26 protein-coding genes are annotated in these 26,297 nt (G+C 59.7%); 16 read left to right on the forward strand and 10 right to left on the reverse strand.

Annotated elements, in window-relative coordinates; genetic code table 11:
- Positions 1–1,525: IS3 family transposase (locus AC1ATL_RS03075; RefSeq protein WP_476568377.1), on the reverse strand; the 1,525-nt coding region annotated here is incomplete at its 3' end.
- A gap of 56 nt (positions 1,526–1,581) precedes the next feature.
- Here AC1ATL_RS03075 and AC1ATL_RS03080 point away from each other — a divergent pair.
- From AC1ATL_RS03080 to AC1ATL_RS03090, 3 genes are all read left to right on the forward strand, one after another.
- Complete coding sequence (locus tag AC1ATL_RS03080) at positions 1,582–1,728, forward strand: helix-turn-helix domain-containing protein (protein ID WP_432623939.1); 147 nt, start codon at positions 1,582–1,584, stop codon at positions 1,726–1,728.
- Between the two features lie 187 nt (positions 1,729–1,915).
- Positions 1,916–2,212, forward strand: a complete 297-nt coding sequence (locus tag AC1ATL_RS03085) for a type II toxin-antitoxin system RelB/DinJ family antitoxin (protein WP_476568380.1) — start codon at positions 1,916–1,918, stop codon at positions 2,210–2,212.
- Positions 2,190–2,561, forward strand: coding sequence for a type II toxin-antitoxin system PemK/MazF family toxin (locus tag AC1ATL_RS03090; protein ID WP_476568382.1), 372 nt, complete (start codon positions 2,190–2,192; stop codon positions 2,559–2,561). The genes AC1ATL_RS03085 and AC1ATL_RS03090 overlap by 23 nt, the downstream gene beginning before the upstream one ends.
- A 496-nt stretch (positions 2,562–3,057) precedes the next feature.
- Here AC1ATL_RS03090 and AC1ATL_RS03095 read toward each other — a convergent pair whose 3' ends face one another.
- Positions 3,058–4,128: a YeiH family protein gene (locus tag AC1ATL_RS03095; RefSeq protein ID WP_476568384.1), complete on the reverse strand. Its 1,071-nt coding sequence runs from the start codon at positions 4,126–4,128 to the stop codon at positions 3,058–3,060.
- Positions 4,129–4,305: 177 nt separating this feature from the next.
- On the opposite strand from AC1ATL_RS03095, the gene AC1ATL_RS03100 reads away from it, so the two are divergent.
- A complete protein-coding gene (locus tag AC1ATL_RS03100; protein ID WP_432623943.1) occupies positions 4,306–5,175 on the forward strand; it encodes a putative ABC transporter permease in 870 nt (289 codons plus the stop codon).
- A gap of 81 nt (positions 5,176–5,256) precedes the next feature.
- Positions 5,257–5,706 carry a GatB/YqeY domain-containing protein gene (locus AC1ATL_RS03105; protein WP_432623944.1) on the forward strand — a complete coding sequence of 150 codons (450 nt, stop codon included), beginning with the start codon at positions 5,257–5,259 and terminating at the stop codon, positions 5,704–5,706.
- A gap of 95 nt (positions 5,707–5,801) precedes the next feature.
- Here the strand turns inward: AC1ATL_RS03105 and AC1ATL_RS03110 are convergent, their stop codons facing one another.
- The 4 genes from AC1ATL_RS03110 to AC1ATL_RS03125 form a co-directional block, all read right to left on the reverse strand.
- Positions 5,802–6,482, reverse strand: a complete 681-nt coding sequence (locus tag AC1ATL_RS03110; RefSeq protein ID WP_432623945.1) for a methionine ABC transporter permease — start codon at positions 6,480–6,482, stop codon at positions 5,802–5,804.
- A 1-nt stretch (position 6,483) separates the two neighbouring features.
- Complete coding sequence (locus tag AC1ATL_RS03115; protein WP_432623946.1) at positions 6,484–7,302, reverse strand: methionine ABC transporter ATP-binding protein; 819 nt, start codon at positions 7,300–7,302, stop codon at positions 6,484–6,486.
- Positions 7,303–7,397: 95 nt separating this feature from the next.
- Entirely contained in the window at positions 7,398–8,243 is an 846-nt protein-coding gene (locus AC1ATL_RS03120) for a MetQ/NlpA family ABC transporter substrate-binding protein (protein ID WP_476568388.1), read from the reverse strand.
- A 196-nt stretch (positions 8,244–8,439) separates the two neighbouring features.
- Positions 8,440–9,240 carry a Cof-type HAD-IIB family hydrolase gene (locus AC1ATL_RS03125; RefSeq protein ID WP_476568390.1) on the reverse strand — a complete coding sequence of 267 codons (801 nt, stop codon included), beginning with the start codon at positions 9,238–9,240 and terminating at the stop codon, positions 8,440–8,442.
- A 134-nt stretch (positions 9,241–9,374) separates the two neighbouring features.
- Between AC1ATL_RS03125 and AC1ATL_RS03130 the strand changes: the two genes are divergently transcribed.
- The 9 genes from AC1ATL_RS03130 to AC1ATL_RS03170 all read left to right on the forward strand — a co-directional run bounded on the left by AC1ATL_RS03130 (position 9,375) and on the right by AC1ATL_RS03170 (position 20,450).
- Positions 9,375–10,523 (forward strand): M20 metallopeptidase family protein, encoded by a 1,149-nt coding sequence (locus tag AC1ATL_RS03130; protein ID WP_476568392.1) that lies wholly within the window; start codon positions 9,375–9,377, stop codon positions 10,521–10,523.
- Between the two features lie 91 nt (positions 10,524–10,614).
- A complete protein-coding gene (locus AC1ATL_RS03135) occupies positions 10,615–12,312 on the forward strand; it encodes an NAD+ synthase (RefSeq protein ID WP_476568394.1) in 1,698 nt (565 codons plus the stop codon).
- Positions 12,313–12,392: 80 nt separating this feature from the next.
- Positions 12,393–12,602, forward strand: a complete 210-nt coding sequence (locus AC1ATL_RS03140; RefSeq protein ID WP_476568396.1) for a hypothetical protein — start codon at positions 12,393–12,395, stop codon at positions 12,600–12,602.
- 159 nt (positions 12,603–12,761) lie between these two features.
- Entirely contained in the window at positions 12,762–15,137 is a 2,376-nt protein-coding gene (pflB, locus tag AC1ATL_RS03145) for a formate C-acetyltransferase (protein WP_476568398.1), read from the forward strand.
- Between the two features lie 118 nt (positions 15,138–15,255).
- Positions 15,256–16,134 carry a pyruvate formate-lyase-activating protein gene (gene pflA / locus AC1ATL_RS03150; RefSeq protein ID WP_476568400.1) on the forward strand — a complete coding sequence of 293 codons (879 nt, stop codon included), beginning with the start codon at positions 15,256–15,258 and terminating at the stop codon, positions 16,132–16,134.
- Between the two features lie 173 nt (positions 16,135–16,307).
- On the forward strand, positions 16,308–16,943 hold the full coding sequence (locus AC1ATL_RS03155; protein WP_476568402.1) for a DUF3000 family protein: 636 nt from the start codon (positions 16,308–16,310) through the stop codon (positions 16,941–16,943).
- Complete coding sequence (locus tag AC1ATL_RS03160; RefSeq protein WP_476568404.1) at positions 16,924–18,225, forward strand: HRDC domain-containing protein; 1,302 nt, start codon at positions 16,924–16,926, stop codon at positions 18,223–18,225. The genes AC1ATL_RS03155 and AC1ATL_RS03160 overlap by 20 nt, the downstream gene beginning before the upstream one ends.
- A 53-nt stretch (positions 18,226–18,278) precedes the next feature.
- Positions 18,279–19,649: a trigger factor gene (gene tig, locus AC1ATL_RS03165; protein ID WP_476568406.1), complete on the forward strand. Its 1,371-nt coding sequence runs from the start codon at positions 18,279–18,281 to the stop codon at positions 19,647–19,649.
- A 162-nt stretch (positions 19,650–19,811) separates the two neighbouring features.
- On the forward strand, positions 19,812–20,450 hold the full coding sequence (locus tag AC1ATL_RS03170) for a 3'-5' exonuclease (RefSeq protein ID WP_476568408.1): 639 nt from the start codon (positions 19,812–19,814) through the stop codon (positions 20,448–20,450).
- Positions 20,451–20,619: 169 nt separating this feature from the next.
- On the opposite strand, the gene AC1ATL_RS03175 is transcribed toward AC1ATL_RS03170, so the two are convergent.
- Complete coding sequence (locus AC1ATL_RS03175) at positions 20,620–21,372, reverse strand: ElyC/SanA/YdcF family protein (RefSeq protein ID WP_476568410.1); 753 nt, start codon at positions 21,370–21,372, stop codon at positions 20,620–20,622.
- Between the two features lie 285 nt (positions 21,373–21,657).
- Here AC1ATL_RS03175 and AC1ATL_RS03180 point away from each other — a divergent pair, with 285 nt between their 5' ends.
- Positions 21,658–22,314, forward strand: coding sequence for an ECF transporter S component (locus AC1ATL_RS03180; RefSeq protein ID WP_476568412.1), 657 nt, complete (start codon positions 21,658–21,660; stop codon positions 22,312–22,314).
- Between the two features lie 138 nt (positions 22,315–22,452).
- Here the strand turns inward: AC1ATL_RS03180 and AC1ATL_RS03185 are convergent, their stop codons facing one another.
- The 3 genes from AC1ATL_RS03185 to AC1ATL_RS03195 form a co-directional block, all read right to left on the reverse strand.
- The gene (locus AC1ATL_RS03185; protein ID WP_476568414.1) at positions 22,453–23,163 is read right to left on the reverse strand and encodes an SDR family oxidoreductase; all 711 of its coding nucleotides are present in this window, start codon (positions 23,161–23,163) and stop codon (positions 22,453–22,455) included.
- A gap of 43 nt (positions 23,164–23,206) precedes the next feature.
- Positions 23,207–23,983: a hypothetical protein gene (locus AC1ATL_RS03190; RefSeq protein ID WP_476568416.1), complete on the reverse strand. Its 777-nt coding sequence runs from the start codon at positions 23,981–23,983 to the stop codon at positions 23,207–23,209.
- A gap of 217 nt (positions 23,984–24,200) precedes the next feature.
- Positions 24,201–25,274 carry an ROK family protein gene (locus tag AC1ATL_RS03195; protein ID WP_476568418.1) on the reverse strand — a complete coding sequence of 358 codons (1,074 nt, stop codon included), beginning with the start codon at positions 25,272–25,274 and terminating at the stop codon, positions 24,201–24,203.
- Positions 25,275–25,599: 325 nt separating this feature from the next.
- Here AC1ATL_RS03195 and AC1ATL_RS03200 point away from each other — a divergent pair, with 325 nt between their 5' ends.
- Positions 25,600–26,292: a nucleoside/nucleotide kinase family protein gene (locus tag AC1ATL_RS03200; RefSeq protein ID WP_476568420.1), complete on the forward strand. Its 693-nt coding sequence runs from the start codon at positions 25,600–25,602 to the stop codon at positions 26,290–26,292.
- Positions 26,293–26,297: the final 5 nt, after the last annotated feature.

Raw genomic sequence — 26,297 nt, forward strand, 5'->3', positions numbered from 1 at the left:
TGCGTTTATGGAAGAACTCCTGCTTGAGACGGCCGAAGAACCCCTCCGCGGCCGCGTTGTCCGGACTGCATCCCTTCGCGCTCATCGAACGCGTCAGATCGTGTTCCTTGCAGATGCGGATCCATTCCGGCCACCTATAGTGGCAGCCACGGTCGCTGTGGATGATCGGCCTCTCGCCGTCCTTGAGCGTGGAGCACGCGTCCAACAGCATGCCGTTGGCCAACGCCGCGTTGGGGCTCGTTCCGATCGTCCACGCGACCGGAAGCCCGTCGTAGCAGTCGATCACGGGCGACAGGTACGCCTTGCCCGCGGGGATGGAGAACTCCGTGAGGTCCGTGACCCACAGCATGTTCGGCCGCTCGGCGTGGAAGTCGCGGTTCACCAGATTCGCTGGCGCTTTGGTCAGCTCGCCCTTGTACGAGCTGTACCGCTTCGCGCTCTTGAACAGGGGCACCAGACCATGCGAGGTCATCAGCCGCATGACCCGTTTGGCCGATGCCCTGACGCCCATGCTTTTCAGCTCCAGGTGGATCCGCTTGTATCCATAGCGGCGTCTGCTGTTCTCGAACGCCTCGCGCACGAGCTCCAGGAGGGAAGCATCCTTGTCGGGACGTTTCATGGCGTTGAGCTGGTAATGGTAGGTGCTGCGCGCGATGCCGACCACGGGCAGCAGGCTCCTGGCGGTCACGCCCAGCGTCTCGCTAACGGTCCTGACGAGGAGCGTCTTCTCGCGGTTGGTCAGGTTTTCCGGGTCTGCGCCCGGCTCTTTTCCCAACAGCTCCAACGCGCCCTTCCGGATCGCGATCTCGATGTCCAGCTCCTTCTTCTCCCGCCGCTGCCGTTCGATGTCGGCGTCCAGCTCGTCCAGACGGGCCCGCGTCTCCGCCAGCCTCCTCTCCAGCGACGCCACCGCGTCCGCCAGGCCGGCCGCGTCCCCTGAACCGCCAGCGGCCGTCGGCGCGTCCGGGACCACGGGCCGCGCGACGGCCCTCCCGTTCCCGGCCTTTCCCTTGCGTTCCTTCGTCACGGGCGTCTCCTTGGATCCGGCGAGCATCTGTCGTTTCCAGTTTCTCACGACGGACGCCTCCACGCCCAGCTCGGCGGCCGCCTCACGTGATTTCAGCCGTCCGGACGCGACCGCGACCACCGCCTTCCGCTTCAGTTCCTCGGGCACCGGCCCGTGCCTCAGCTTGCGTTGGCCGGGCGCGAGCTCGTCGATCCACGCCATGAGCAGTTCCTTGCTTTTCGGATATCCCAGCATCCGCATGGTGCGGCTGAGCCGTCTGCCGTATTCGAGGTAGTGGTCCACCGCGGCCTGTTTCTGCTCGTCGCTGTAGCGCCTGTGGCGTTCCCCGCGCCTGGAGGGGACGCCGGTGCGCTCCTCCTCGAGCCGGTCTTTGTGCCACATCCACAGCGAGCCCCTGCTGGGATAGCCGAGCTCGCGGATCACGTCGGCGGCGCAGCGTTCGTATTTGATGTACAGGTCCACGGCCCTGTCTCGCTGCTCCCTGCTGTATTTAGCCATAAGGGGGTTCTCCTCCCGGTCAGGGAGTCCAAGAAAACGTCACCACCTCGGTCTAGGTGCTGCTGAACAAGACCATTGCCAAACGGCTCGGACTGAGTGAGGTCACTGTGCGCTCCTGCATATCTGAGATCTCGGGTACGCGAACCGCGGCGAGCTTACCATCACCGCCATCAAGGCCGGATACTGACCGGTTGCGGATTTGAACTCCGGTGAGTGGTAGTGCTTTTTGCCATGAATACCATCATCTCCCATCGAGTCGGGAAATGCGGAGCCAAAAAATTCATATCTTGTCGCTTGCGTGCGAAATGCAGTCGAGTGGGTTGTGATTAAGCGTCGAAACTATGTATAATTTACATAATTCTTATGTAATAAGCACGGATGGGGGCTGCTATGGCTGTGAAGGAACGGACGACCATTGCGTTGGATCCCGAGGTCAAGCGCGAGGCGACGGACGTACTTGAGCAGATGGGTCTGAGCCTGAGCTCGTTCACGGAGATCTGCCTGCGGCAGGTGGTGCGTGACAAGGGCATGCCGTTCACACCGAGTCTGAGGCCGGTCCGATCCGACGGGTATCCGGTTCCTCCGGCTCACGATGCGTATCGGTTCGAGCGCTCGAAGAGCACGGGCAACATCGTGTTGCCTCAGGAGTGGGACGATCCGGCGGATGACATCTATGATCATGCGTGAGCCGGAAGTATACGACGTGTGGCTGATGCGCGTCGAGTTCCCCGATCATCCCGGCGTGGGCAAGGTCAGACCTGTCATCGTCACCAGGGTTGAGGGCGATCAGGTCTCGGGTATCGTCGTCAAGGTGACCAGTGTGACGACATGGAACGGTCCGGGTGACGTGCCGTTGCTTGATTGGCGTCAGGAGGGGCTATACAAGCCATCCGTGGCGAGATGCTCGCAGCGTTTCTGGTTTGGCGATGGTGACTTGTTGAAGTATTTCGGCAGGTTGTCGTTGCGTGACGCGAACGACCTTGATGCAGGTCTTGAGGCGACGGGCGATATCCCGCCTCACCGGTCGTATCCATGATGCTGACGTGGTCAATGTGTTTTCTCCCCGGGTGTTACCTGCAATGCGGGGAATTGTGAGCGGCGCCGGCTGGCGAAGATACTAGGCTTCAATGGAACGTTCCCGGATTATTTTCGGGTGCCTGTAGGTGCCTCGTGGAAAATGAGCGTGACCGACAGGTTTCCCAAGGACAGAAAACCTCGGAATAAAGCCAAAAACAGTCGATCACGGTTATCATGCGAGGTGCGCATGATAACTGTAGTCATGGTCTTAAGTGTCTCATGGGCTTGAGACTGGGGGAGAATGTATGGCTCTCGTTATTGTGCCGGCGCGGGCGCCATGGACAGGTGCCACAAGCTCGGTCTTGTGCCGTGGTTGGCGGTGACGGGATCGATGACGAGTCGAGCAAAACGCTGCCGGTCCATATACGACAAGCCTCCCGCAGGTACGGGAGGCTTGTGATTCGTCGATTGCGGATAAAAATCACCGTTGCGGAACGGTGTACGACTTGTTTCGATCAGAAGAACAGGAAGGCGATACCGACGCCGAAGAACATGAGCAGCACCGAGGTGATGAAGCTGGCGGCAAAAGCCGGCAGGCCCTTGGCGGCGATGGCTTTGAAATTCACGTTGATGCCGAGCGCGGCCATGGCCATGCCGAGTATGGTGTAGGACACGTCCACCAGATTCGCGGCGATGGCGTTCAGGAACGGCACGTAGGTGCCGAGGACCGACGCGGCGATGAAGCCGAGCATGAAGTAGGGGAAGGTGATTTTGCGCTTGCCGCCGGTGGAGGCAGTGTCCTTGGCCTTATCCCACCAGATGGCGATGATGATTGCGGCAAACACCAGCATGAGCACACGGCTCAACTTCATGATGGTGGCCATGTTCAGGGCTGTGTCGCCGAACGCGCCGCCGACGGCGACCGCATGGGCGATTTCATGCAACGTGGCGCCCGCGGCCACACCCTGCTGCGTGGGGGACATACCGAACAGCGGGAAGACGGTGATTTCGATCAACGCGAAGATGGTGCCCATGATGGCCACGGTGGCCACGGCCATCACCACGTCATCTTCCTTCTCCTGTTGCTGGTCTTCGCCTACGGTGATGGAGCCGGCTAGACCCATCACGGCGGCCGCGCCGCAGATGCCGGTGCCGCCGGCGGTCAGGATGGCCAGCATCGGGCTGACCTTGAACGCGCGGGCCAGCAGATAGGTGACTACAATGGTCAGGGTCACGATCACGGCTGCGATGGGCAGGCATTTAACACCTTGGGTGAACAGCATCTGTAGGTTGAGCTTAAAGCCAAGCAGGATGATGCCCAGACGCAATAGTTTGTTGGAGATCAGGCCGGCGGCGTCCTTCACCCCGGCCGCGCGTTTGGCGCTGGTCTTCACATATATGCCTCGGATCGGGAACTGGATGATCATGCCGATGATCAGTGCGATGATCAACGCGCCGAACAGCGAGAACCCGGGGAACTGCTTGAGCCAGGATCCGATGAAGGAGATGGCCAAGGTCAGAGCTGCGATGAGCAACATATCGGTGGTGGTGATGCGATTCCACCATTTCGTACAGAACTCTCTCATGCCTTCATATTGAACACCTGTTGAAAGTATCAATCAAATGGGATTATCCGATGGTTGTCATCGGTTTCTCCGATGACGCATGGTTATGCCTCACTGGCTTGGGATCGGGTGGGCCGCCTGTGAAGGATTTTTATGATGCGAGTTGGAAAATGCGTGCCGGGAACGTAAGGTCGTCGTATGGGTTTGCTGAATCTTGCGGAACAGGTGGTCCTGTGGTGGATGTGCTACTCCTGCATCGGCTGGGTGTGGGAGACCGGGCTCAACCTGGTGCTGAAGCACAAGTGGGTGGATCGAGGCGCGCTGAACGGCCCGATCTGCCCGATCTACGGCAACGGCGCGCTGCTGGTGATACTGCTGCTGCACGACGTGACCAATCCGGTGGCGTTGTTTCTAGGAAGCGGCGTCATCGCCTGCACCTTGGAATACGTGGTGTCGTGGCAGTACGAGCGCATGTTCCACATTCGGCTTTGGGATTACACCGATAAACCGTTCAACATCAACGGTCGCGTCTATTTGAACGGATTCCTGGCGTTCGGCGCGGGCGCCACGCTGGTCAAACTGGTCGTACAACCCTGGCTGGCGCAACTCACCGCCACCATACCCCAACCGTGGCTCCATATCGCGGCCTGGGGTCTCCTGGCCGTAGCGTTCGTCGACTGGCTGGCCAGCACCATGGGCATGGCCGACATGGACAACAGGCTCGCGCGGCTCGGCGAGGACGTCAAGGCCGGGCGTCTGGAGGCGATCGACAAGGCGAACGACGATATGGCCGAGGCGAACGCGCGCATGGAGCATCGTCTTGCGCAGGCCCAGCGGTCCGCTCAGGAACGTCTTGACCAGACCCGCGAGCGTATCGACGGCACAATCGCCGATATTCGTACGGTCGGACGAAAAGACAAGCCTGCCGCGTTGGACAGACTCACCAAGGAGCATGTGCGTCGTGCGTTGAGCCGTCAGCAGGTCCGTCTGCTTCGGGCGTTCCCTTCGATGCGTTCGTCGACGCATCGCGAGCTGACCGATCGCATCCACGATCTGCTGGAACGCTGACGGTTTCCGTTTGCGGAGGGCGTCTGGTGACTATTGTGGTATAAAGACGTGTGCCGAACGATTCGGAAAAGAGGAATGAACATGTCGATGAAGGATACGTTGAAGAAGGCCAAGATCGCCGCGATGAAGGCCAAGGACAAGGCGAAGCTCAATCCGATCAACCTGACGCTCGCGGACATTCAGAACATGGAAATCGCCAACGGTCATGAGGCCACCGACGAAGAGGTGCTGAAAGTCATCCAGAAGGGCGTCAAGACCCGTCGTGAAACGGCCAAGCTGTATGAGGATAAGGGACTGACCGATAAGGCTGCTCCTGAAACCGCCGAAGCGGATTTCCTGGAGACCTTCCTTCCGGCGGGCGCCACCGACGAGGATTACGACAAGGCCGTCGCCGATGCCATGGCGGAAGTGCAACCGGCAGGTCCCAAGGATATGGGCCGTGTCATCAAGGCGGCCCGTGCCGCGCTTGAGGGCAAGACCATCGATGGAGGCAAGCTGGCCGGTCTGGTCAAGGCCGAACTCAACAAGTAACATTTCCGGCCGTATATGGTCTTATATGGAAATCGGGTCCAGACGGATTGTGTCTGGACCCGATTCTTTTGTGATTGGACGTTCGGTGGAATGTCTCAGCGTTCGTGATGGTCGATGCGGTTGGACACCACGTCGCCGATGGTCTGCACGATCTGCACGAGGATGACGCACAGTATCACGGCCGCGGTCATCACATCGTACTGGTAGCGCTGGTAGCCGTAGCGGATGGCGATGTCGCCCAAGCCGCCCGCACCAACGGTACCGGCCATGGCGGAGAAGCCGAACAGGGTGATGAACGTCAGTGCGGCGCCGCGGATCAGCGAAGGCAGGCTTTCGAACAGCAGCACTTTGAACACGATCTGCAGATTGCTGGCGCCGAAGCTTTGCGCGGCTTCCACCAAGCTGCCGTCCACTTCGGCGAGCGATTGTTCCACCACGCGGGCCACGAACGGCGCGGCGGTGAGGACCAGTGGCACGATGGCGCCCGGCACGCCGAGCGAGGTGCCTACGATCAGCCTCGTCAACGGGATGATGGCCACCAGCAGGATGATGAACGGGATGGATCGCACTATGTTCACGATCCAGCCGAGCACGGTGTTGAGCGGCGCGTTAGGGCGGATGCCCTTCTTCGCGGAAGTGATGAGCAGCACGCCGATCGGTAGGCCGATCACATACGCCAGCAGCGTCGCGACGGCGGTCATGATGATCGTGTCGCGCACGCCTTCGGCCAGCAGTTCGCCATATTCGGCGATGAATTGCGAGATAACCTGTCCCATTTCACTTCACCTCTTCCTTGGTCCGCGTATCCGCCTGCCCGTCGGATGCGGTGGAATCGTGCCTATGACGGTGGCTTTCCACCTTCGCGTCGGCTATCAACGTCTTCAGAATGTCGCTTTGCGGATTGGCGAACAGTTCCTCGGTGTCGCCCATCTCCACGATTCGGCCGCCGTCGATCATGGCCACTCGGTCGCAGATGTTACGTGCCACCGACAGGGAGTGCGTGATGATGACCAGCGTCACGTTGAGCTCGCGATTGATGCGTCGCAGCAGGTCGAGAATCTGCGCCGTGGTGGTGGTGTCGAGCGCGCTGGTGGCCTCATCGCACAGCATGATGGACGGATTGTTGGCCAACGCGCGTGCGATGGCGACGCGCTGCTGCTGGCCGCCGGAAAGCTGGCTGGGATACCGGTCGGCAAGATCGGCCAGTCCGACCAGGTCGAGCAGGTATCGGGCGCGCTCCTCACGCTTGGCTTTCGGCGTGTGGTTGAGTTCAAGCGGGAACGCGACGTTGCGCAGCACGGTGCGCTGCTGGAACAGGCTGAAATTCTGGAAGATCATGCCGATTCCAGCGCGCACGCCCGCCAGATCCTTGCCTTTCACGTCGGTGATGTCCCTGCCGTCGATGAGCACCTTGCCGGATGTGGGCCGCTCCAGCAGGTTGATGCAGCGCACCAGCGTGGATTTGCCCGCGCCGGAGGAGCCGAGGATGCCGAACACCTCACCCGAATCGATGGTCAGGTTGATGTCGTGCAGCACCTCATGCGCTTCGGCACCGCTGCCGTAGCTTTTATGCAGATGGTCGATCTGAATCGTCATAATGTCCTGTTCCTGTTTTCATGGTTCATAGCAAGAATGCCGCAGGACATGTTATCCTGCGGCATTGAATTAATCGGCAGCCGGAGCGGTCGGCCTTAGAAGACCGGAACCACGGCACCCTTGTAGTTCTTGTTGATGTAATCGCGGACCTCGTCGGACTTCAGGGCCTTCTTGAGCTCCTTGGTCTTGGCGGTGTTCTCGTTGCCCTTCTTGACCACCAGGATGTTCTGGTAGGTCTTCGCGGCCAAACCGCCGGCCTTCTCGGTGGCCAACGTGTCCTTTGTCGGGTCGAAGCCCGCCTGGATGGCATAGTTGCCATTCAGGGCTGCGATGTCGACGTCCTTGATGACGGTCGGCACGACAGCGGCCTCAAGCTCCTTGAACTGCAGGTTCTTCGGATTGGAGGTGATGTCTTTCGGCGTGGTGTTGATGTCCTTCGGATTCTTCAGCTTGATCAGTCCGGCATCCTGCAGGAGCAGGAGGGCACGCGCCTCGTTGGTGGCGTCGTTCGGCACGGCCACAGTAGCGCCGTCCTGAAGATCGTCCAGGGTCTTGGTCTTGCCCGGGTACAGGCCGAACGGCTCGAAGTGGATGCCTTCCACGGACACCAGATGGGTGCCCTTTTCCTTGTTGAAGTTGTCGAGATACGGCTTGTGCTGGAAGTAATTCGCGTCGACTTCACCCTCTTCAGTGGCGGTGTTCGGTTGCACATAGTCGGTGAATTCCTTGACTACCAGCTTGTATCCGTCCTTCTCAACGAGCGGCTTGACGGCCTTGTTCAGAATTTCCGCGTGCGGGGTAGGGGAGGCGGCCACGGTGATGGTCTTGTCGTCTTCCTTGGAGGAGGCTCCATTCGAATCGGAGTTGCCGCAGCCGGCCAGACCGAAGGTCGCGAGGGTGGTGACGGCGAGCAGAGCGCCGAGAATCTTCTTGCTATGCATGGTTGAGTTCCTCTCTCGAATCGTCTTACGGCCCGTACGTCTGTATGCTTGCGGGCCAACGATTGACCAATATAGAGGAAACCTCACCGGCAACACGGCGCCCGACTATCGGAATTACTTATAGAGTGTGCGAGAACCGTAGGAACTTGCGAGATTCGCAGCTTCAAATCGGAAGAAAAATTCTGCGGTACGCCTTTTACAGGATGTCGAAATGCCTGAGCGCGTTCGCGATGCCGGCGTCGTCGACATTATCGGTGACGTAATCCGCCACCGACTTTGGCTCGTCCGTCGCATTGCCCATCGCCACACCGATGCCGGCATAGCGCAACATGTCCACGTCATTGCCGCCGTCGCCGAACGCGATCGCATTGTCCTTCGACCAGCCGAAATGCTCAAGCACGACCTGCATACCGACCGCCTTGCCTCCATCCGCGGGAATCAGGTCGGTGAAAGCAGGATGCCATCGCACGCCGCGCACATTGCCGCACAGGGAGGAGATGCGTGCTTCCGTATCCCTGTCGATATACGGGCTGATCTGGAACGTGCGATGAGAGCCGATACGTTCGCGCGGGTCATGGACATCGATTTTCGGCGCGGTTTTGCCGAGACTGTCCCACGTGCTTTCCAACGTTGCGTTGGTCCGGTTGAAATACCCGTAGTCGCTTTCCGCATAGTTGGCGATCACGTCGGTATGCTCCTCCAGCCAGGAGGTAATGATCTCCACGTCGGCCTGGTCGATAGGATGCTGATAGCTCAGGCCGTCGCGAGTGGTGCAGTATTGACCGTTGAGACCCACGATGCCGTCGAAACGCACGGGAATGGTGTCCAGCACCACACCCATGTAAGAGGGTGCGCGGCCCGAACAAATGAACACCTTCACGCCCTTCTCCTGCAACGCGTGCAGCGCGTCGATGGTTGACTGCGGCACCACATGCGTGACGAAACTCGTCAACGTGCCGTCGATATCAAAAAACGCCGCCCTGATGTCCGATCCCATGCCAGCCTCCCTAATGAATACCGTGTCAGACCACCATCCAGCTTACGGGAGGATAAGAGGAAACGCCGTCGACGACATGGAACAGCGGACACGAAAATAGGAAAAACGTCCGCATATGCCTACAATCGACAACCATGAGCGAACATATCGAGATCACGCCGGAGATCATCGAAATCCGACACTACCTGCACGCGCACCCCGAACGCAGCTTCAAGGAATACGAGACAAGCGCCTACATCGAAAAACTGTTGCGCGCGCATGACATCGAAGTGCTCAACAATCCGCTGGAAACCGGCGTGGTCGGCCTGATCCGCGGCGAACAGCCGGGACCGCGCATCGCATTGCGCGCCGACATCGACGGCCTGCCCATCCAAGAGGACACCGGTCTGCCGTTCTCATCCGTCAACGACGGCGTCATGCACGGATGCGGCCACGACCTGCACATGTCGTACATGCTCGGCGCGGCGTTCTGGCTCGCCAAGCATCGCAAGCGCATCAAGGGTTCCATCAAACTGCTGTTCCAGCCGGCGGAGGAGCTCGGACTCGGCGCCAAATCCATGGTCGACGCAGGTCTGCTCGCCGACGTATCCGCTGCCATCGGCGCGCACAACAATCCGAACTACGCGCCGGGGCAGATCGCGGTCGGCCCCGAACCGATGATGGCTGGCTGCGTGAAATTCCACGTCACCTTGCATGCTACCGGCACCCATGCCGGCTATCCGCATAAGGGAACCGGACCGATCGAGGCGCTCGCTACGATGATTCTCGCATTGCAGACCATCGTGAGCCGCAACGTCTCGCCATTCCATCCGCTCGTGCTGTCCATCACCGAACTGCACGGAGGCCACGTGTGGAACGTCGTGCCCGACAAAGCGAGTTTCCAAGGCACGGTACGCTATTTCCACAAATCCGACGGTGAGCTGGTCGAGAAGCGCTTCAAACAGCAGGTCCAATCCATCGCCTCCGGATATGGCATCACTGCCGACGTCGACTGGGATGACTTCCAGAATCCGCTCGTCTCCGACACTGAACTGTCCAAAATCGTCGCCGACAGCGTACGCGACTACGCGCAGCTCGAACCCATCCGCCCGTCGATGGCGGGGGAGGACTTCTGCGATTTCATGCCCGTCACCCTGCCGGTGTTCGCCTTCATCGGCTCCAACGGTGAGGAAGGCTGCCCCGACTGGCACAGCCCGCACTTCGTCGGACTCGACGAATCATTGCAGACCGGCGTGGAATTCTACGCCAACGCGGCATTGACGGTACTCAACGAACTCTCATGACGCATCTCGCGTCCGTCCGCGTTCCATGATCGCGGACGGACGCAATCGCAAAAAACAAACGTCCAACAAACCAACGGTAAGCTAGGCAGATATGACAGACATTCGTTTCGCACTCGCCCAGATCGACACCTGCGTTGGAGACCTCGACTCCAACGCCGACAAGGTCATGCAATACGCGCATCGCGCCGCGCAACAAGGCGCGAAAGTGGTCGTTTTCCCGGAAATGACACTGACCGGATACCCCATCGAGGACCTTGCACTGAGAGCCACCTTCCGCAAGGCCGCTTGGGACAAGGCCAACTGGCTCGCCACCGAACTGGCCGCCGACGGACTCGACGGACTGTACGTGGTGGTCGGCACCGTGGGCACCGACCGCGAGACATCCAAACCACGCAATCGTCTCGTCGTACTGCACAACGGCGTCGTCTGGGCCGGCTACGACAAGCACTTCCTGCCCAACTACGGCGTATTCGACGAATTCCGCATCTTCAGCCCCGGCAACAAGTCCATGGTGCTCGACGTGGACGGAGCCCGCATCGGCGTAGCCATCTGCGAGGACATCTGGCAGGACGGAGGCCCCGTGGCCGAACTCGCCAAGGAGAACATCGACCTGCTGCTCACCATGAACGGCTCGCCATACGAGGAAGGCAAGACCGATACGCGATTCGACCTCGCCGTGAGACGCGCTGCCGAAGTGCGCGCGCCGATGATCTACCTCAACCAAGTGGGCGGCCAGGACGACCTCGTCTTCGACGGCGGAAGCTTCGTCGTGGACTCCGACGGCACCCTGCTCGAGCGCTCGCCGATGTTCATGGAGGACCTGAGCTTCTTCGATTTGGACACATCCGCCGAACATCAGACGGTCGGCGTGATTGTGGACAAGCCGGATCCGGACGAGGAGGTGTACACCGCCTGCGTGCTGGGGCTGAAGGACTACATGGCCAAGAACCATTTCAAGGGCGTGTGCCTAGGCCTGTCCGGAGGCATCGACTCCGCGCTTGTCGCAGCCATGGCCGCCGACGCCGTGGGCGGCGAGAACGTGTATGGCATCTCCATGCCGAGCATGTACTCGTCCGACGGTTCCAAGGATGACGCCGCAGATCTGGCGCGCAACATCGGCGCGCATTACGACATCCAGCCCATCGAGCCGCTGTTCGTCTCCTTCCAGCACCAGCTGAAATTGGAAGGGGTCGCCGCCGAGAACCTGCAGGCGCGCATTCGAGGCGTGATCGTCATGGCTTATTCGAATTCCAAGGGGCTTCTGGCCGTGGCTACCGGCAACAAGTCGGAACTGGCCTGCGGTTATTCCACGATCTACGGTGATGCGGTCGGCGGCTATGCACCGATCAAGGATCTGCTCAAGACCCGCGTGTGGGAGATCTCCCGTTGGCGCAACAAGGCCGCGGCCGCCGGCATGGGCATCGGGGGACTCCACATCGTGGGCAACGAGCAGGGGAGCGCTGGCGTTCCTCTGCCGGACGGCGTGATGATCCCTGTCAATTCGATCGAGAAGGCGCCATCCGCTGAGCTGCGTCCCGGTCAGAAGGATTCCGATTCCCTGCCGGAGTACGCGCTGCTCGACCAGGTGCTGGCGATGTATATCGAGCATGCGCACGGTCGGGCCGATCTGCTTGCCGACGGCTTCGACGAGGCCACCGTGGACACGGTCATGCGACTGGTGGACCGCGCCGAATGGAAGCGTCGCCAGTATCCGCTTGGCCCGAAGGTGACGGCGTTGGCGTTCGGCCGCGACCGCCGTCTGCCGGTGACCAACGCGTTCCGCGAGTAAGACGAAACACACGCAAGCAAGACATTCGGCCGCGGACCGGATGGACGGGCCGTGATTGCAGGAAGGGATGAAGACCGTAAATGGAAAAGCAGTGGTATTTCAACACGGTCACGGAGCAGCCGGAACTGGGCATGATCTCTCCGGCAAGCCACCGCATGGGGCCGTACAGGACCCGTGAGGACGCGCTCGACGCGTGGAAGATCGTGCAGGAGCGCAACCTCAAATGGGAGGAGCAGGACCGCGAATGGAAACGCTGGTCCGGTGGCTCCGGCTCGTCCTCCGAAAACTGACCCAGTGTCGATTCACGAATGAAAGCCACGCCTGATTGTGATTTATGTCACTAATTTCAGGTGTGGCTTTCATGTTTTTCACAGACGCCGGCCATTACAATCAAAAGGTAGCGACGACGTAACGATGCGTCGCCAACCAAACACCCAGAAGGAGTGGAAATGGCAGCAGTTGATGCAACGGCGGTCTCCCAGGAAGAACTTGAGGCTAAGGCTTGGGAAGGTTTCGCTGAGGGCAACTGGCAGAAGGACATCGATGTCCGTGACTTCATTCAGAAGAACTACACGCCATATGAGGGCGATGAGTCCTTCCTGGCGGATGCCACCGAGAAGACCAAGCACCTGTGGAAGTATCTCGATGACAATTATCTGGCCGTGGAGCGCAAGCAGCGCGTCTACGACGTGGACACCCACACCCCGGCCGGCATCGATGCTTTCCCGGCGGGCTACATCGACTCCCCGGAAGTCGACAATGTGATCGTCGGCCTGCAGACTGACGTGCCCTGCAAGCGCGCCATGATGCCGAACGGCGGCTGGCGTATGGTCGAGCAGGCCATCAAGGAGGCCGGCAAGGAGCCCGATCCGCAGATCAAGAAGATCTTCACCAAGTACCGCAAGACCCACAACGACGGCGTCTTCGGCGTCTACACCAAGCAGATCAAGCTTGCCCGCCACAACAAGATTCTCACCGGTCTGCCGGATGCCTACGGCCGTGGCCGCATCATCGGCGACTATCGTCGTGTGGCGCTGTACGGCGTGAACACCCTGATCAAGTTCAAGCAGCGTGACAAGGACTCCATCCCGTACCGCAACGACTTCACCGAGCCGGAGATCGAGCATTGGATTCGCTTCCGTGAGGAGCATGACGAGCAGATCAAGGCCCTGAAGCAGCTGATCAACCTCGGCAACGAGTATGGTCTTGACCTGTCCCGCCCAGCGCAGACCGCGCAGGAGGCCGTACAGTGGACCTACATGGGTTACCTCGCCTCCATCAAGAGCCAGGATGGCGCCGCCATGTCCTTCGGCCGTGTCTCCAATTTCTTCGACATCTACTTCGAGCGTGACCTCAAGGCCGGCAAGATTACCGAGACCGACGCCCAGGAGATCATCGACAACTTGGTCATGAAGCTGCGCATCGTGCGCTTCCTGCGTACCAAGGACTATGACGCCATCTTCTCTGGCGATCCGTACTGGGCGACTTGGTCCGATGCGGGCTTCGGCGATGACGGCCGCACTATGGTCACCAAGACCTCGTTCCGTCTGCTCAACACGCTGACCCTCGAGCATCTCGGACCCGGCCCGGAGCCGAACATCACCATCTTCTGGGATCCGAAGCTGCCGGAAGCCTACAAGCGCTTCTGCGCCAGGATCTCCATCGATACCTCGGCCATCCAGTACGAGTCCGACAAGGAAATCCGCTCCCATTGGGGCGATGATGCCGCCATCGCATGCTGCGTCTCCCCGATGCGCGTGGGCAAGCAGATGCAGTTCTTCGCCGCTCGTGTGAACTCCGCCAAGGCCCTGCTGTACGCCATCAACGGCGGCCGCGACGAGATGACCGGCATGCAGGTCATCGACAAGGGCGTGATCGACCCGATCAAGCCGGAAGCCGACGGCACCCTGAGCTACGAGAAGGTCAAGGCCAACTACGAGAAGGCCCTCGAATGGCTGTCCGAGACCTATGTGATGGCGTTGAACATCATCCATTACATGCACGATAAGTACGCATACGAGTCCATCGAGATGGCCCTGCACGATAAGGAGGTCTACCGCACCCTCGGCTGCGGCATGTCCGGCCTGTCCATCGCGGCCGACTCCCTGTCCGCATGCAAGTACGCCAAGGTCTACCCGATCTACAACAAGGATGCCAAGACCACTCCGGGCCATGAGAACGAGTACGTCGAAGGCGCGGACGACGATCTGATCGTCGGCTACCGCACCGAAGGCGACTTCCCGATTTACGGCAATGATGATGACCGCGCCGACGACATCGCCAAGTGGGTCGTCTCCACCGTCATGGGCCAGGTCAAGCGTCTGCCGGTGTACCGCGACGCCGTTCCGACCCAGTCCATCCTGACCATCACCTCCAACGTGGAATACGGCAAGGCTACCGGCGCCTTCCCGTCTGGCCATAAGAAGGGCACCCCGTACGCTCCGGGCGCCAACCCGGAGAACGGCATGGACTCCCACGGCATGCTGCCGTCCATGTTCTCGGTCGGCAAGATCGACTACAACGACGCGCTTGACGGCATCTCGCTGACCAACACCATCACTCCTGATGGCCTGGGTCGCGACGAGGACGAGCGCATCAGCAACCTGGTGGGCATCCTGGATGCCGGCAATGGCCACGGCCTGTATCACGCCAACATCAACGTGCTGCGCAAGGAGCAGCTTGAGGACGCCGTCGAGCATCCGGAGAAGTATCCGCACCTGACCGTGCGCGTCTCCGGCTACGCGGTGAACTTCGTCAAGCTCACCAAGGAACAGCAGCTCGACGTGATTTCCCGTACGTTCCATCAGGGCGCTGTCGTCGACTGACGGTCCTATCGGACGGATGATTGCCGCCGTATGAGACGGCGATGAAGGCAAGGGGCGGAGCTTATGCTCCGTCCCTCTTTTTTCGATAGGATGGGAAGGATGATGAAAGGGGATATCGATGCCTGAACCCATATTCCGTACCACGACCAGGCATATGCTGAGGGATTCCAAGGAATACGCCAAGCAGACTTTGATGGGAGGCCTGTCGGGATTCGAATCCCCGATTGGTCTGGACCGTCTGGACCGCATCCAAGCGCTGAAAAGCGGCGACATCGGATTTGTCCATTCGTGGGACATCAACACGTCTGTGGACGGTCCCGGCACCCGTATGACCGTTTTCATGAGTGGCTGCCCGTTGCGATGCCAATTCTGTCAGAACCCGGACACCTGGAAGATGCGCGACGGCAAGCCTGTGTACTACGAAGCCATGATCAAGAAGATCGAACGCTACGCCGACCTGTTCAAAGCCACCGGAGGCGGCATCACCTTCTCCGGCGGCGAATCCATGATGCAGCCCGCATTTGTGTCCCGCGTGTTCCACGCGGCCAAGCAGATGGGCGTGCACACGTGTCTCGACACGTCCGGTTTCCTTGGCGAGAGCTACACCGACGAGATGGTGGACGACATCGACCTGTGCCTTCTCGACGTCAAATCCGGCGACGAGGAGACATACCATAAGGTGACCGGCGGAATCCTGCAGCCGACCATCGATTTCGGACAGCGTCTCGCCAAGGCGGGCAAGAAGATCTGGGTGCGGTTCGTGCTCGTGCCGGGCCTCACCTCATCCGAGGAGAATGTCGAGAACGTGGCGAAGATCTGCGAGACCTTCGGCGACGCCGTGGAACATATCGACGTGCTGCCCTTCCACCAGCTTGGACGTCCGAAATGGCACATGCTGGGAATCCCATATCCGTTGGATGACCAGAAGGGGCCTTCGGCCGCGATGAAGCAGCGTGTGGTCGAGCAGTTCCAGGCGCACGGATTCACCGTGTACTGATGGTCCTTTGACAGGAGCCCACATAGACGGAATGAAACACCGGAATCGTGAGATGCCAACTTGGCATCGCGATTCCGGCGTTCTCTTCGTGAACGGAAAAATCTTCACATTCGACGCGTGACGAAATGACGCGAAATACGACAAAAAAAGGTCTTCTGGCGTAGTCTTGGACTATGGCAGACATTTTCGATTTTCCTCAGGGCGTGCGCAACGTGGCGTACGACGATGACAAGGGACCACGTATGGGCGACGACGCCCGGCGCTCCACTCTCTTTCGCCCTCACGGCGTTCCCGACCGGGTCTGGGATGCCGTGCTGTCCGTGGAACGCATGCCACGATTACAGGGCATGGCATACCACGAGATTCCTGTGCCGAATTCCATGGCGAATTTCGGCATTGGCGTTGAACTGGAATACGACGACGGATGCCCGTCCGGTTGGATCATGGTGCTGTATTCGCTCAAATTCCAGGAAGACTGGCACTCGCACTGGCGCTGCGTGGCCTTCGCCTCCCTGCCGCTGCCGGAAAAGGATGGCGATCGTATGGATCCCGGCATGTATTGGGAGTCGATGATGCGGTTCCTTGACCCTGATGATTCCGAGCACGTGTCGGGAACCGTTACCGTCGCACGCAACACGGCTTTCGGGCATGATCCGGACGCACCGATGGCGGGTTGCGAGATCCGCGTGTCTTGGACGCCATTAGACTATGCCGATGGAGGTCTCGACGCCGGCTCCCAAGTCGGACGGTGGGCGGCGTTCCTCCGGTCCATGACGCAATCCGAGGAGGATGTTTCCGTTGATCGATGAGCCAAAGCTGCAGTCGGAACCACGTGAAGGCGTGCCTGATGTGATCGACACACTGCCCGCGTTCCGCGAATACTGCAGTGCTTTGGCTTCCTCACATGGCTCCCTCGCGGCGGACGCGGAACGCGCATCGGGATTCCGATACGGTCACGAGGACTGGCTGGTGCAGTTCAAACGCGACGGCGCCGGCATAGGCCTGCTCGACCCCCAGGCGCTTGCGGTCGCGGGAGCTGATTGGAACGATTTCAATCGCGCGGTCGGCGACGCGGTGTGGATCCTGCACGACTCACTGCAGGACCTTCCGGGATTCGCGGACCTCGGCATGAAACCGCAGCGACTGTTCGACACCGAAATCGCGGCGCGACTGCTGGGATTGAAACGATTCGGGCTCGCCGCCGTCACCGAGCATTTCCTGGGACTGACTCTCGCCAAAGAGCATTCCGCGGCGGACTGGTCGTATCGCCCGTTGCCCCGCGATTGGCGCAACTACGCCGCGCTGGACGTCGAACTACTCATCGAGCTTGAGACGAAGATGCGTGCCGAACTCAAACGCCAGGGCAAGATGGAATGGGCTCGGGAGGAGTTCGAATACGCACTCAAAGAAGGTCTGGGACCGCGCAAGGGGCATCCGATTCCATGGATGCACGTCTCGCATATCAACGAAGTCATGCGCGACCGCCAGGCGTTGGCCATCGTCAGGGCGCTGTGGACCAGACGGGACGAGCTCGCGCGTGAACACGACATCGCGCCGTCGCTGCTGCTCGCCGACAGCACGATTATCGAAGTGGCCAAGCGCAAGCCGCACAACGCGGCGCAGTTCCGCGCGATCCGGTCCATCAACGAACGCGTCCGCATGCACACCGATTCGGAGCAGGACAAGATGTTCGAACGCTATGCCCCGATCCAGCGCAAGATCAAACCGAGCATGTGGAAGCGCGTCATCCAGGAGGCGCTCGCTCTGCCGCCAAGCGAATGGCCGGAGACGGACGGTGCCGCCGGCCATCGGCACGAGTCGCAGTCGTCGGCTCCCAAATCCATCCGCGCGTGGAAGGAACGCTATCCGGAACGCCTGAAAGTGCTCAACAGGGCGCGCAAGGCGGTTTCGCAGATAGCTGAAGACACGCGCACGCCGGTGGAAATCATCATCAAACCGCAGTATCTGCGCAACCTGTGCTGGACGGACGAACCGCGAAAGCGTGATGTGGCACAGTTCCTTACGGAGCAGGGCGCGCGCGACTGGCAGGTCGCCCTTGTCGCAGAGTCCGTAAGTCGCGCTATCATGTAGAGGTTGCCTAACGGCAGAACAATGAAGAACCGTATTGTTTCAGGAGCGCAAGCGTGAAAATCAGCGTCAGGAATCTTGAGCCGACCAAGGTGAAGCTCACCATCACCGTCGACCCGGAGGAATTCAACCCGTATCTCGACGAGGCTCGCAAGGAAATCGGCAAGCAGGTCAACGTGCCTGGCTTCCGCAAGGGTCATGTGCCCGGCAAGATCATCGACCAGCGCATCGGCTTTGGCGCCGTCGCCGGCGAGGCTGTGAACAACGGTGTGCCGGAGCTGTACTCCAAGGCTCTCGAAACCAAGAAGATCCACCCGATGGCTCAGCCGGAGATCGACGTTCAGGAAGTGCCGGAATCCGCCAAGGATGAGACCAAGCTGAAGTTCGTCGCCACCGTCGAGCGTCGTCCGGACATCGAACTGCCGGCTCTTGACGGCATGGAGATTGAGGTTGCCAAGGCTGAGGTCACCGATGAGGACATCAACAACCGTCTGGAAGCCCTGCGCCAGCGTTTCGGCACTCTCGTGAGCGTCGACCGTCCGGCCGCCAAGGGTGACTACGCCAACATCGACCTCAACGCCGAAATCGACGGCGAGAGCGTGGACTCCCAGGAAGGCGTGAGCTACGAGCTCGGCTCCGGCACCATGCTCGACGGACTGGACGAGGCTCTCGAAGGCCTGTCCGCCGGCGAGGAGACCACCTTCGAAGGCACTCTCGAAGCTGGCAAGCATGAAGGCGAGAAGGCTCAGATCAAGGTCAAGGTCAACTCCGTCAAGGCCGAGGAACTGCCGGAACTCGACGATGACTTCGCTTCCGAAGCCTCCGAGTTCGACACCCTTGACGAGCTGAAGGAAGACCTGAAGAAGGTCGCCGCTCAGGATGCTGAAGGCCGTCAGGCCACCGCCGCCCGCGACGCGTTCATCGCCAAGCTCGAGGAAGGCCTCGAGATTCCGGTGCCGAAGGGCGTCAAGGCCGAAATGGTCGAGCAGCAGCTCAAGAATGTGACCGCGGATCCGTCCAAGGCCACCAAGGAGCAGAAGGCCGAAGCCGAGCAGACCGTCGAAAAGGAACTCCGCGACCAGATGGTTCTCGACGTGCTCGCCGAGAACATGGACGTCAAGGTCTCCCAGGGCGAAGTGTTCAACTTCCTCGCTTCCATCGCCCAGCAGTACGGCATGGATCCGAACGCTTTCATCCAGGCCATCATCCGCAATGGCCAGATCGGCTCCGCGGTGCAGGAAGTCGGCCGTTCCAAGGGCCTGCTCTCCGGCATGCGCGCCGTGACCTTCAAGTCCGAAGGTGAGACCCTGGACCTGAGCGCCTTCCTTGGCGAAGCCGCCGAAGATGAAGAGTCCGAAAGCGTCGAAGCCGCTTCCGCGGCCGCAGCCGTGGCCGATGAGCTCGCAGCCGACAAGGATGCCGAGTGAATCGCAAAGCCCGATAGGCTGAAGCGCTGAATACGCGTGGGCCGGAATCCCCAAGTGGGTTCCGGCCTTTTTCTTTCGCAGGAATAATGCTGTTGGAATATGGCCGCTGAAAATCCGTATACGGCGAGTTCCGACAAGCGTCATGGGATGGGAGGACATGTGATGGATCAGGGGTACGCGGTAGTCGATTTCGAGACCACGGGATTGAGTCCGGCGAAAGGCGACCGGGCCATTGAGATCGGCTTGGTCCACGTGTCGCCGGACGGCACGCTTGAGGACGAACATGAGACGCTGATCCATGTCGATCGCAGTGTCGGCGCCTCATGGGTGCATCACATCACCGCACGGGAACTATTGCATGCGCCGGACTTCGAAGGCATCGCGCATGAACTGCGCGACCTGCTGGCCGGACGCGTATTCGTGGCGCACAACGTGTCGTTCGATTCGAGGTTCCTGCTTGCTGAGTACTCCCGTATGGGCGCCTCGATCCCCGTCGACCAAAGCACCATGCTGTGCACGATGAAACTGTCCCGCTCGTTGATCGGCCGCGGCAAGCTTTCCGATTGCTGCGAATACTTCGGCATCGCGAATGAGGATGCACACAGCGCGCTGAGTGACGCTCACGCCACGGCGATATTGCTTGGACGGCTGATTGAATCCGATCCTGAATGGCCAGGCTTCAAGCGTCGTCTCGAATCGGCCACTGACGCAGCGGATCGATGGCCCACGTTCTCCTCGTTGCCGAAGAAGGAATGGCTGCCGCGAAGCACACACGCTGACGGGAATGCCATGACCTGGTGATTCTGCGGGAGCTTTGGCTTTCGTTCGTTGTTGGAAACCAAGGTGGAGTCCGGCGAACTCGGTGCGAAAACCGGAAAAGGCTTCTATGAGTGGGAAGGCGAAACGGGACGGGAGATCATCCGCGAACGTGACGAACACATGCTACGGGCGTCGGCGGAGGAACGTTCGGTCACGAGAACAGGAATTTGATTTCGGCGAAGAACTCGCGGAGCATGTTGTTCGCCAGCATGTCACGGGGAGAGCCAGCCGCGATGCCCTGCGCCTCCGCAAGACCGTTCTTATGCGCGATCTGCAGCGCGCGGAACATATGGAAATCGTTGGTGATGATGCCTACCTCGGCGTTGGGCTTCGTGATCAGGCCGCTGCTGTTCGAGATGTTCTCCTGGGTGGTTCGCGACTTCGTCTCCTTGAGGATGCGGTCCTTCCCGATGCCGTGTTCCTTGAGATAATCGGCCATGCCCTGGGCCTCCGGGAACGGCTCGTTCACGCCCTGACCGCCGGAGACGATGCAGATGGTTTTCGGATTCTCGTTGAGATATTCGACCGCCGTGTCGAGCCGATAGCGCAGCACCTTGCTCGGGCCGGACGCGCGCACCTGCGCGCCGAGCACCACCACGTAGTCGAGATCCGGACCTGCCTGTTCGTCCATTCTGCTGATGACGCAGCCCTCCACCGTGCCGAACGCCACAAGGCCGATGGCGATCAGGGCAACGATGATGTCCTGGACAATACGGGGGAAATTCGACCACCAGTCTGCCGCGATGCCGATCGCGATCAGGATGAGGCAAGCGGCGACGCCCAGCCAGACCATCCAGAAACCGGTGCCGGACCGGGCCCTCATCACGATGAACGCATAGAACGCCGACAGCAGGGCCAGCGCAACGCATAGAAGGATTCCGAATCGTCGCACCATCGTCTTCATGCCAACAACCTCTTAACGCGTGTGCCCATGCTCTTTTTATGTCACCACTCAATTCCTGTTCAAGGGTAAGTGAAACGGCGGGACGGGGCGGCGCATTGTGCGCGATGCAGACGATTCCTTCGCATTTTTCCGGAAGATGGACTCCTTGTTTTTTGACGATACGTATCGCTCGTATAATGGCGCGCGTCGCTCCTGCCCGAGCCGCGCAGGTCGAGGGGTGGCCCACGGCGATTGCCGCGATCTCCAATTCACGGTGCGTGGCATCGACCGAGAGAAGGATTCATTATGGCGAAGCCATTCCCCGAAATCATTGCTCATGATACGGATATGAAAATCACGGAACGCGCCCAGGAAACGTCGAAGGAAACACATGGAACACTTGCATGGCGTGTGATCGATATCGCCGTCGGCGCGGCGGTCGGCGTGATGTCGGGAGTGATGTTCTGGGTGTTCGATGGCCTGTCATATGGTCTTTTCCCGCTGCTGACGCTGGTTCTTCCGGGCTCCGCCGCGTTGCTGCACGCATTGTTCTATTTCCCGGCCACTTTGGGATTGCTGATCGTACGCAAGCCGGGAGCCTCGGCCTATGTGCTTCTGGTCGCCTCGTTCATCGAAGTGGTGCTCGGCACGAAATACAGTGTGAGTCTGGTGGTGATCGCCCTCGTGCAGGCGGTGGCCGCCGAAGCGGTGTTCGCCCTGTTCCGCTACCGTCGTTGGACGCTTGGTGTCACATTGCTGTCGGCCATGGCGATCGGCCTCGTATACAACTTCTACCTGCTGTTCTTCTACTATCAGGCGTTCTCGTTCTTCAGCCCGCGCGGTCTCATCGGCACCGTGTGCGAGCTGTTGAGCGCATTGGTGTTCGCAGGTTTCGGCTCATGGGGCCTGTACCGCGCGTTGGCGCGATCTGGCGTTCTAAATCGCTTCGCCTCCGGACGGTGAACGTTCCGGATGATTCCGTTCCGACCGATCCGTGCGCTGGGTTGTGGATCGGTCGGAATGAAACCCTGGCCAATCTTGGTGAGCCGAAGGTCATTTAGGAAACCTCAAGGCTCCGCAGAGTGGGCTTACTGGATGGGCTTACCGGTAGTTGCGTTCGATGAGAATGTCGGAAACGGTGAGATTCGCCTCGTTGACGAGATTGAACAGGATCACTTCGGCGAGTTCGGCCGGGCTCATGAAGGAGTGCTGCTTGTCGAGCGACACGTAATCGTGGCTGTCGCGGTAGAAGTCGGTGTCGATGCCGCCGGGGTAGACGCCCACCACCTTCACGCTCGTGCCCTTGTAGGCGGCCTTCAGACTCTGCGTGTAGCCCTTTTCGCCCCACTTGGTCGCGCAGTACACGGATTCGTTTGCGTTGCCGCGTGTGGCGGCGGTGCTCATCATGTTGGCGATCTTCAGATCTTGCTCGCCGCAGGCCTTCAGTGTCGCCACGCTCCACAGGATCATGCCTTTGAGGCCCTTCAGGCACTTGTCCACGTCGGCCGCGACGTAGCCGGTCGGCGCCTTGAACGAGGGTTGGCCGGCATTGTTGATCAGCAGGTCGATATGGCCAAGCTTCGCGATTTCGACGATGGCGTCGTTCACGAAGGTCTCGTCGGAGACGTCGCCGACGAACGCGCGATAGCTATCGGAACCGAACCGGCCGGCAAGCTCGGTCTGGCGTTCGGCGTTGAAGTCGATGCCGGCCACCAGCCAGCCTTTGCCGATGAGCTGGCACGCCAGCTCATAGCCCAGACCCAGGGCGCTTCCGGTGACGACCGCGATGTGCTTTCCTTCGGCTGTTGACATGTCAGGCTCCTTGATATTCCTCGGGCAACATTCGACGTGGCCATCATACCGTCGGATGTTGGATTCCACGAATCGATTCCATGAACCATTCGAGAATCCGCTGCTCGCTTACGGGCTTGAAATCCCACGCGTCCAGACCGACGTTCACGCAATGCGGGTCGGTGCCGTCGGGAACGTCCTGATGCGTGTGGCCATACAGCAGCCAGCCCTCGCAATCGGGCGCATCATCCGCGAACTCGTTCCAGTTCCCGGGCCAATCGTCATGTTCCTGCAGCATCGATGACAGGCGTGGGAAATGGCTCATGCCAACGGGCTGCAGCGCGGTTTGAGGTGCGGTTGGCTCCGTGGAATCGCCCGAATCGTCGAGTAGCGGCATCTCCATATCGATCTCGCGGTAATCGTCGATGGTCTCGAACACGTTTGCATACAACATGTCGTTGGAGCGGAGCCGGAAGTTGCGGTCGTGGTTGCCGATGATCATGTGCAGATGCCGGCAGTTGATGCGGCGCAGACAGTCGAGCGTGTGCTCGACGGTGCATCGGTAGGACAGGTCGCCAAGGATCCACAGTTCGTCGGCATGCCCGACGATTTCGTTGATGTTGCCGATGATGGCGTTCTCATGGCGTTCGATATCGCAGATGGCCTTGAACGACGTCTTATTGTCATGCACGTACTGTTTGATCCACGTGTGCGCGGCGGTACGGCCCTGCGCCTGCCAGATGTCACGATATTCGGCGCGGAGCCTGCCATTGTTCAGGAATCCGCGCAATGCGGTGACCAGCGGATGCCCAAAATGCGTGTCAGAAGTGAAATAACGCATGTGATTCCTTACGCTATGCGGCTAACGATGCTCTAACGTTCTTTCAATAATAGGTGGACGGCTTGTGCGGGCAGTCGCTGCGGAACGCCGGTCGGTCTGTCGACGGGACTATTTGACGCCCATGTCGGCTGACGTGCGGTTTTCTTGACGATTTAACGACTATCCATTTGTTTCCCTGTTTGGGAGGGAATGGCGAGGAATCGTCCGTTGATTGCGGTCAGCTGCAGAATATGCCATTGGCAAACGTCGCATTTCCCAATACCTTGTCGGCCGCCGCATACGACAATCCGACAACGCCAGCGCGGCTGTCATCGGGGCATACTTCAATGTGCAGATTTTTGGTGGCAAGGGGTTGGGCCCTGCCCCAAATGCGTTCGCGGATGCCGGATATGAAGAGTTCACCGCATTGGGACAGCTCGCCTCCGATTACAACGTGCGATGGATTAAGCAGATTGATGGCCGCGGATATTACGTCGCCGATGAGCCTTCCCGCTCTTCTGACATGTTGTACGGCCTCAAGATCGCCTTGCTGAACAAGGGAGACTACGTCGGACAATGTGCTGACGTCGCGGCCAAGCGCTTTGAGGCTCTGGATGATGGCCCAGCCTCCGGCAGAGGCCTCGACGCAACCGGTGTTGCCGCATCGGCATGGATTGTCGGCTCCGGTCTGTCCGAATACGTGGATGTGGCCGATGTCGCCGGCTCCGCCGAACGCGCCATGTAGGATCTCGCCATGCGAGATGATGCCCGCGCCGAGTCCCATACCTGCATGGATGTAGATTAGGTCGCTGATTTGCTGTTCACTGTGGCTCGCCAGCTTGCGCGCCTTGTATAGCGCGCGGATGTTCGCGTCGTTCTCGACGAAGGCGGGCACGTGGTAGCGGTCATCAAAGAAGTCCGGGAGGTCGAGATGTTCCCAGTGGCGCATCACGGGGGCTTCGATGATTTGTCCGGTCGGTTCCTCGACTCGTGTGGTCACCGCAATGGATACCGCGCATGGAACGCCGTGTTCGGTTTCGGCAAGCAGTTCGTCACCTATCTCGCATAGTTCTGGCAGAACGATATGGGGGTCATGTTCCGCACCATGGGGGATTTCGCGTGAAGCGAGGATTTTGCCGTCAAGGGTGCACAGCGCGAGTGTGGTGTGCGTGGTGGCGATATCGATGGAAATGATGCATGCGGCATCCGGGTTGAATGCGAATCCCTGTGCTGGACGGCCTCCGGTGGAATTGTCCATCTGCAACGGAACGACGAGTTCGACGTCGGCAAGCCGTTCGAGGCGTTTATTCACCGTTGGTCGGGCCCATCCGGTGGATTCGGCGACGCTTGCCCTCGTCTGGGCTCCGTGATGCCGCAGAAGGGTAAGTAGGGCTATGGTTCCCTCGTCCATTGGAATTGGGGCGCTGTCTTCGTTTGTAGTCATAGATTCAGTATAAGACCAAACGATTTATTTACTAGAAATGTAAGTAGCATAACGCAACACGCCATAGTTTTGTATAAAAATATACATAAGTATAGAATACTTAAGTACAAGGAAGCTCGTAAGAAAGAACTTGATGAGCGCAATTCCGAAAACAAAAAACGCCAATACGCAAACACGACAAAGGAGTTCAACGATGGTGGATGTCATCAAGGGAGTCGAAGAGGCAAAGCGCAGAGTGGCCGGTCTGCTGGAACGCAATGAGCGTGTCATCCTCGGCATTGTGGGGGCGCCCGGCGCGGGCAAGTCCACGCTTGCGCAGATTCTCGCCGAATCGTTCGTCAACGGCGTGCCTGCCGAATACACTTCGTCGGGCAAGGCCATCGAGGGCAAGGATTTCTCCGCGTGGGTTCCCATGGATGGCTACCATCTGGCGGACGTGGAGCTTCGTCGTCTGGGAAGGCTTGATCGTAAGGGTGCCATCGACACGTTCGACGCACGTGGCTATCGTTCCCTGCTGTTCCGTATCCTCGACGGCGAGGACGGTGTCATCTACGCTCCGATGTTCGAACGCGATCTTGAGCAGCCGCTGGCCGGTGCGATTCCGGTGTTCCCTTGGACGCGCCTAGTGGTGACGGAGGGCAACTATCTGCTCGATGGCACCGATGCTTGGAAGGGCGTGCGTGCCGCGATGAGCGAGGTCTGGTATGTGGATGTTGATGACGATCTGCGCCGTGAGCGTCTGATTGAACGGCACATCCAGTTCGGCAAGGAACCGGATTACGCACGTCAGTGGGTCATGAACGTCGATGAGGTCAACGCGAAGCGCATCGCCGCGCATAAAGATCAGGCCGATGCGTTTGTTGAAGTCGAAACGTTGGATTTGTGAGCGGA

It is taken from the genome of Bifidobacterium sp. LH_743, assembly GCF_056355775.1.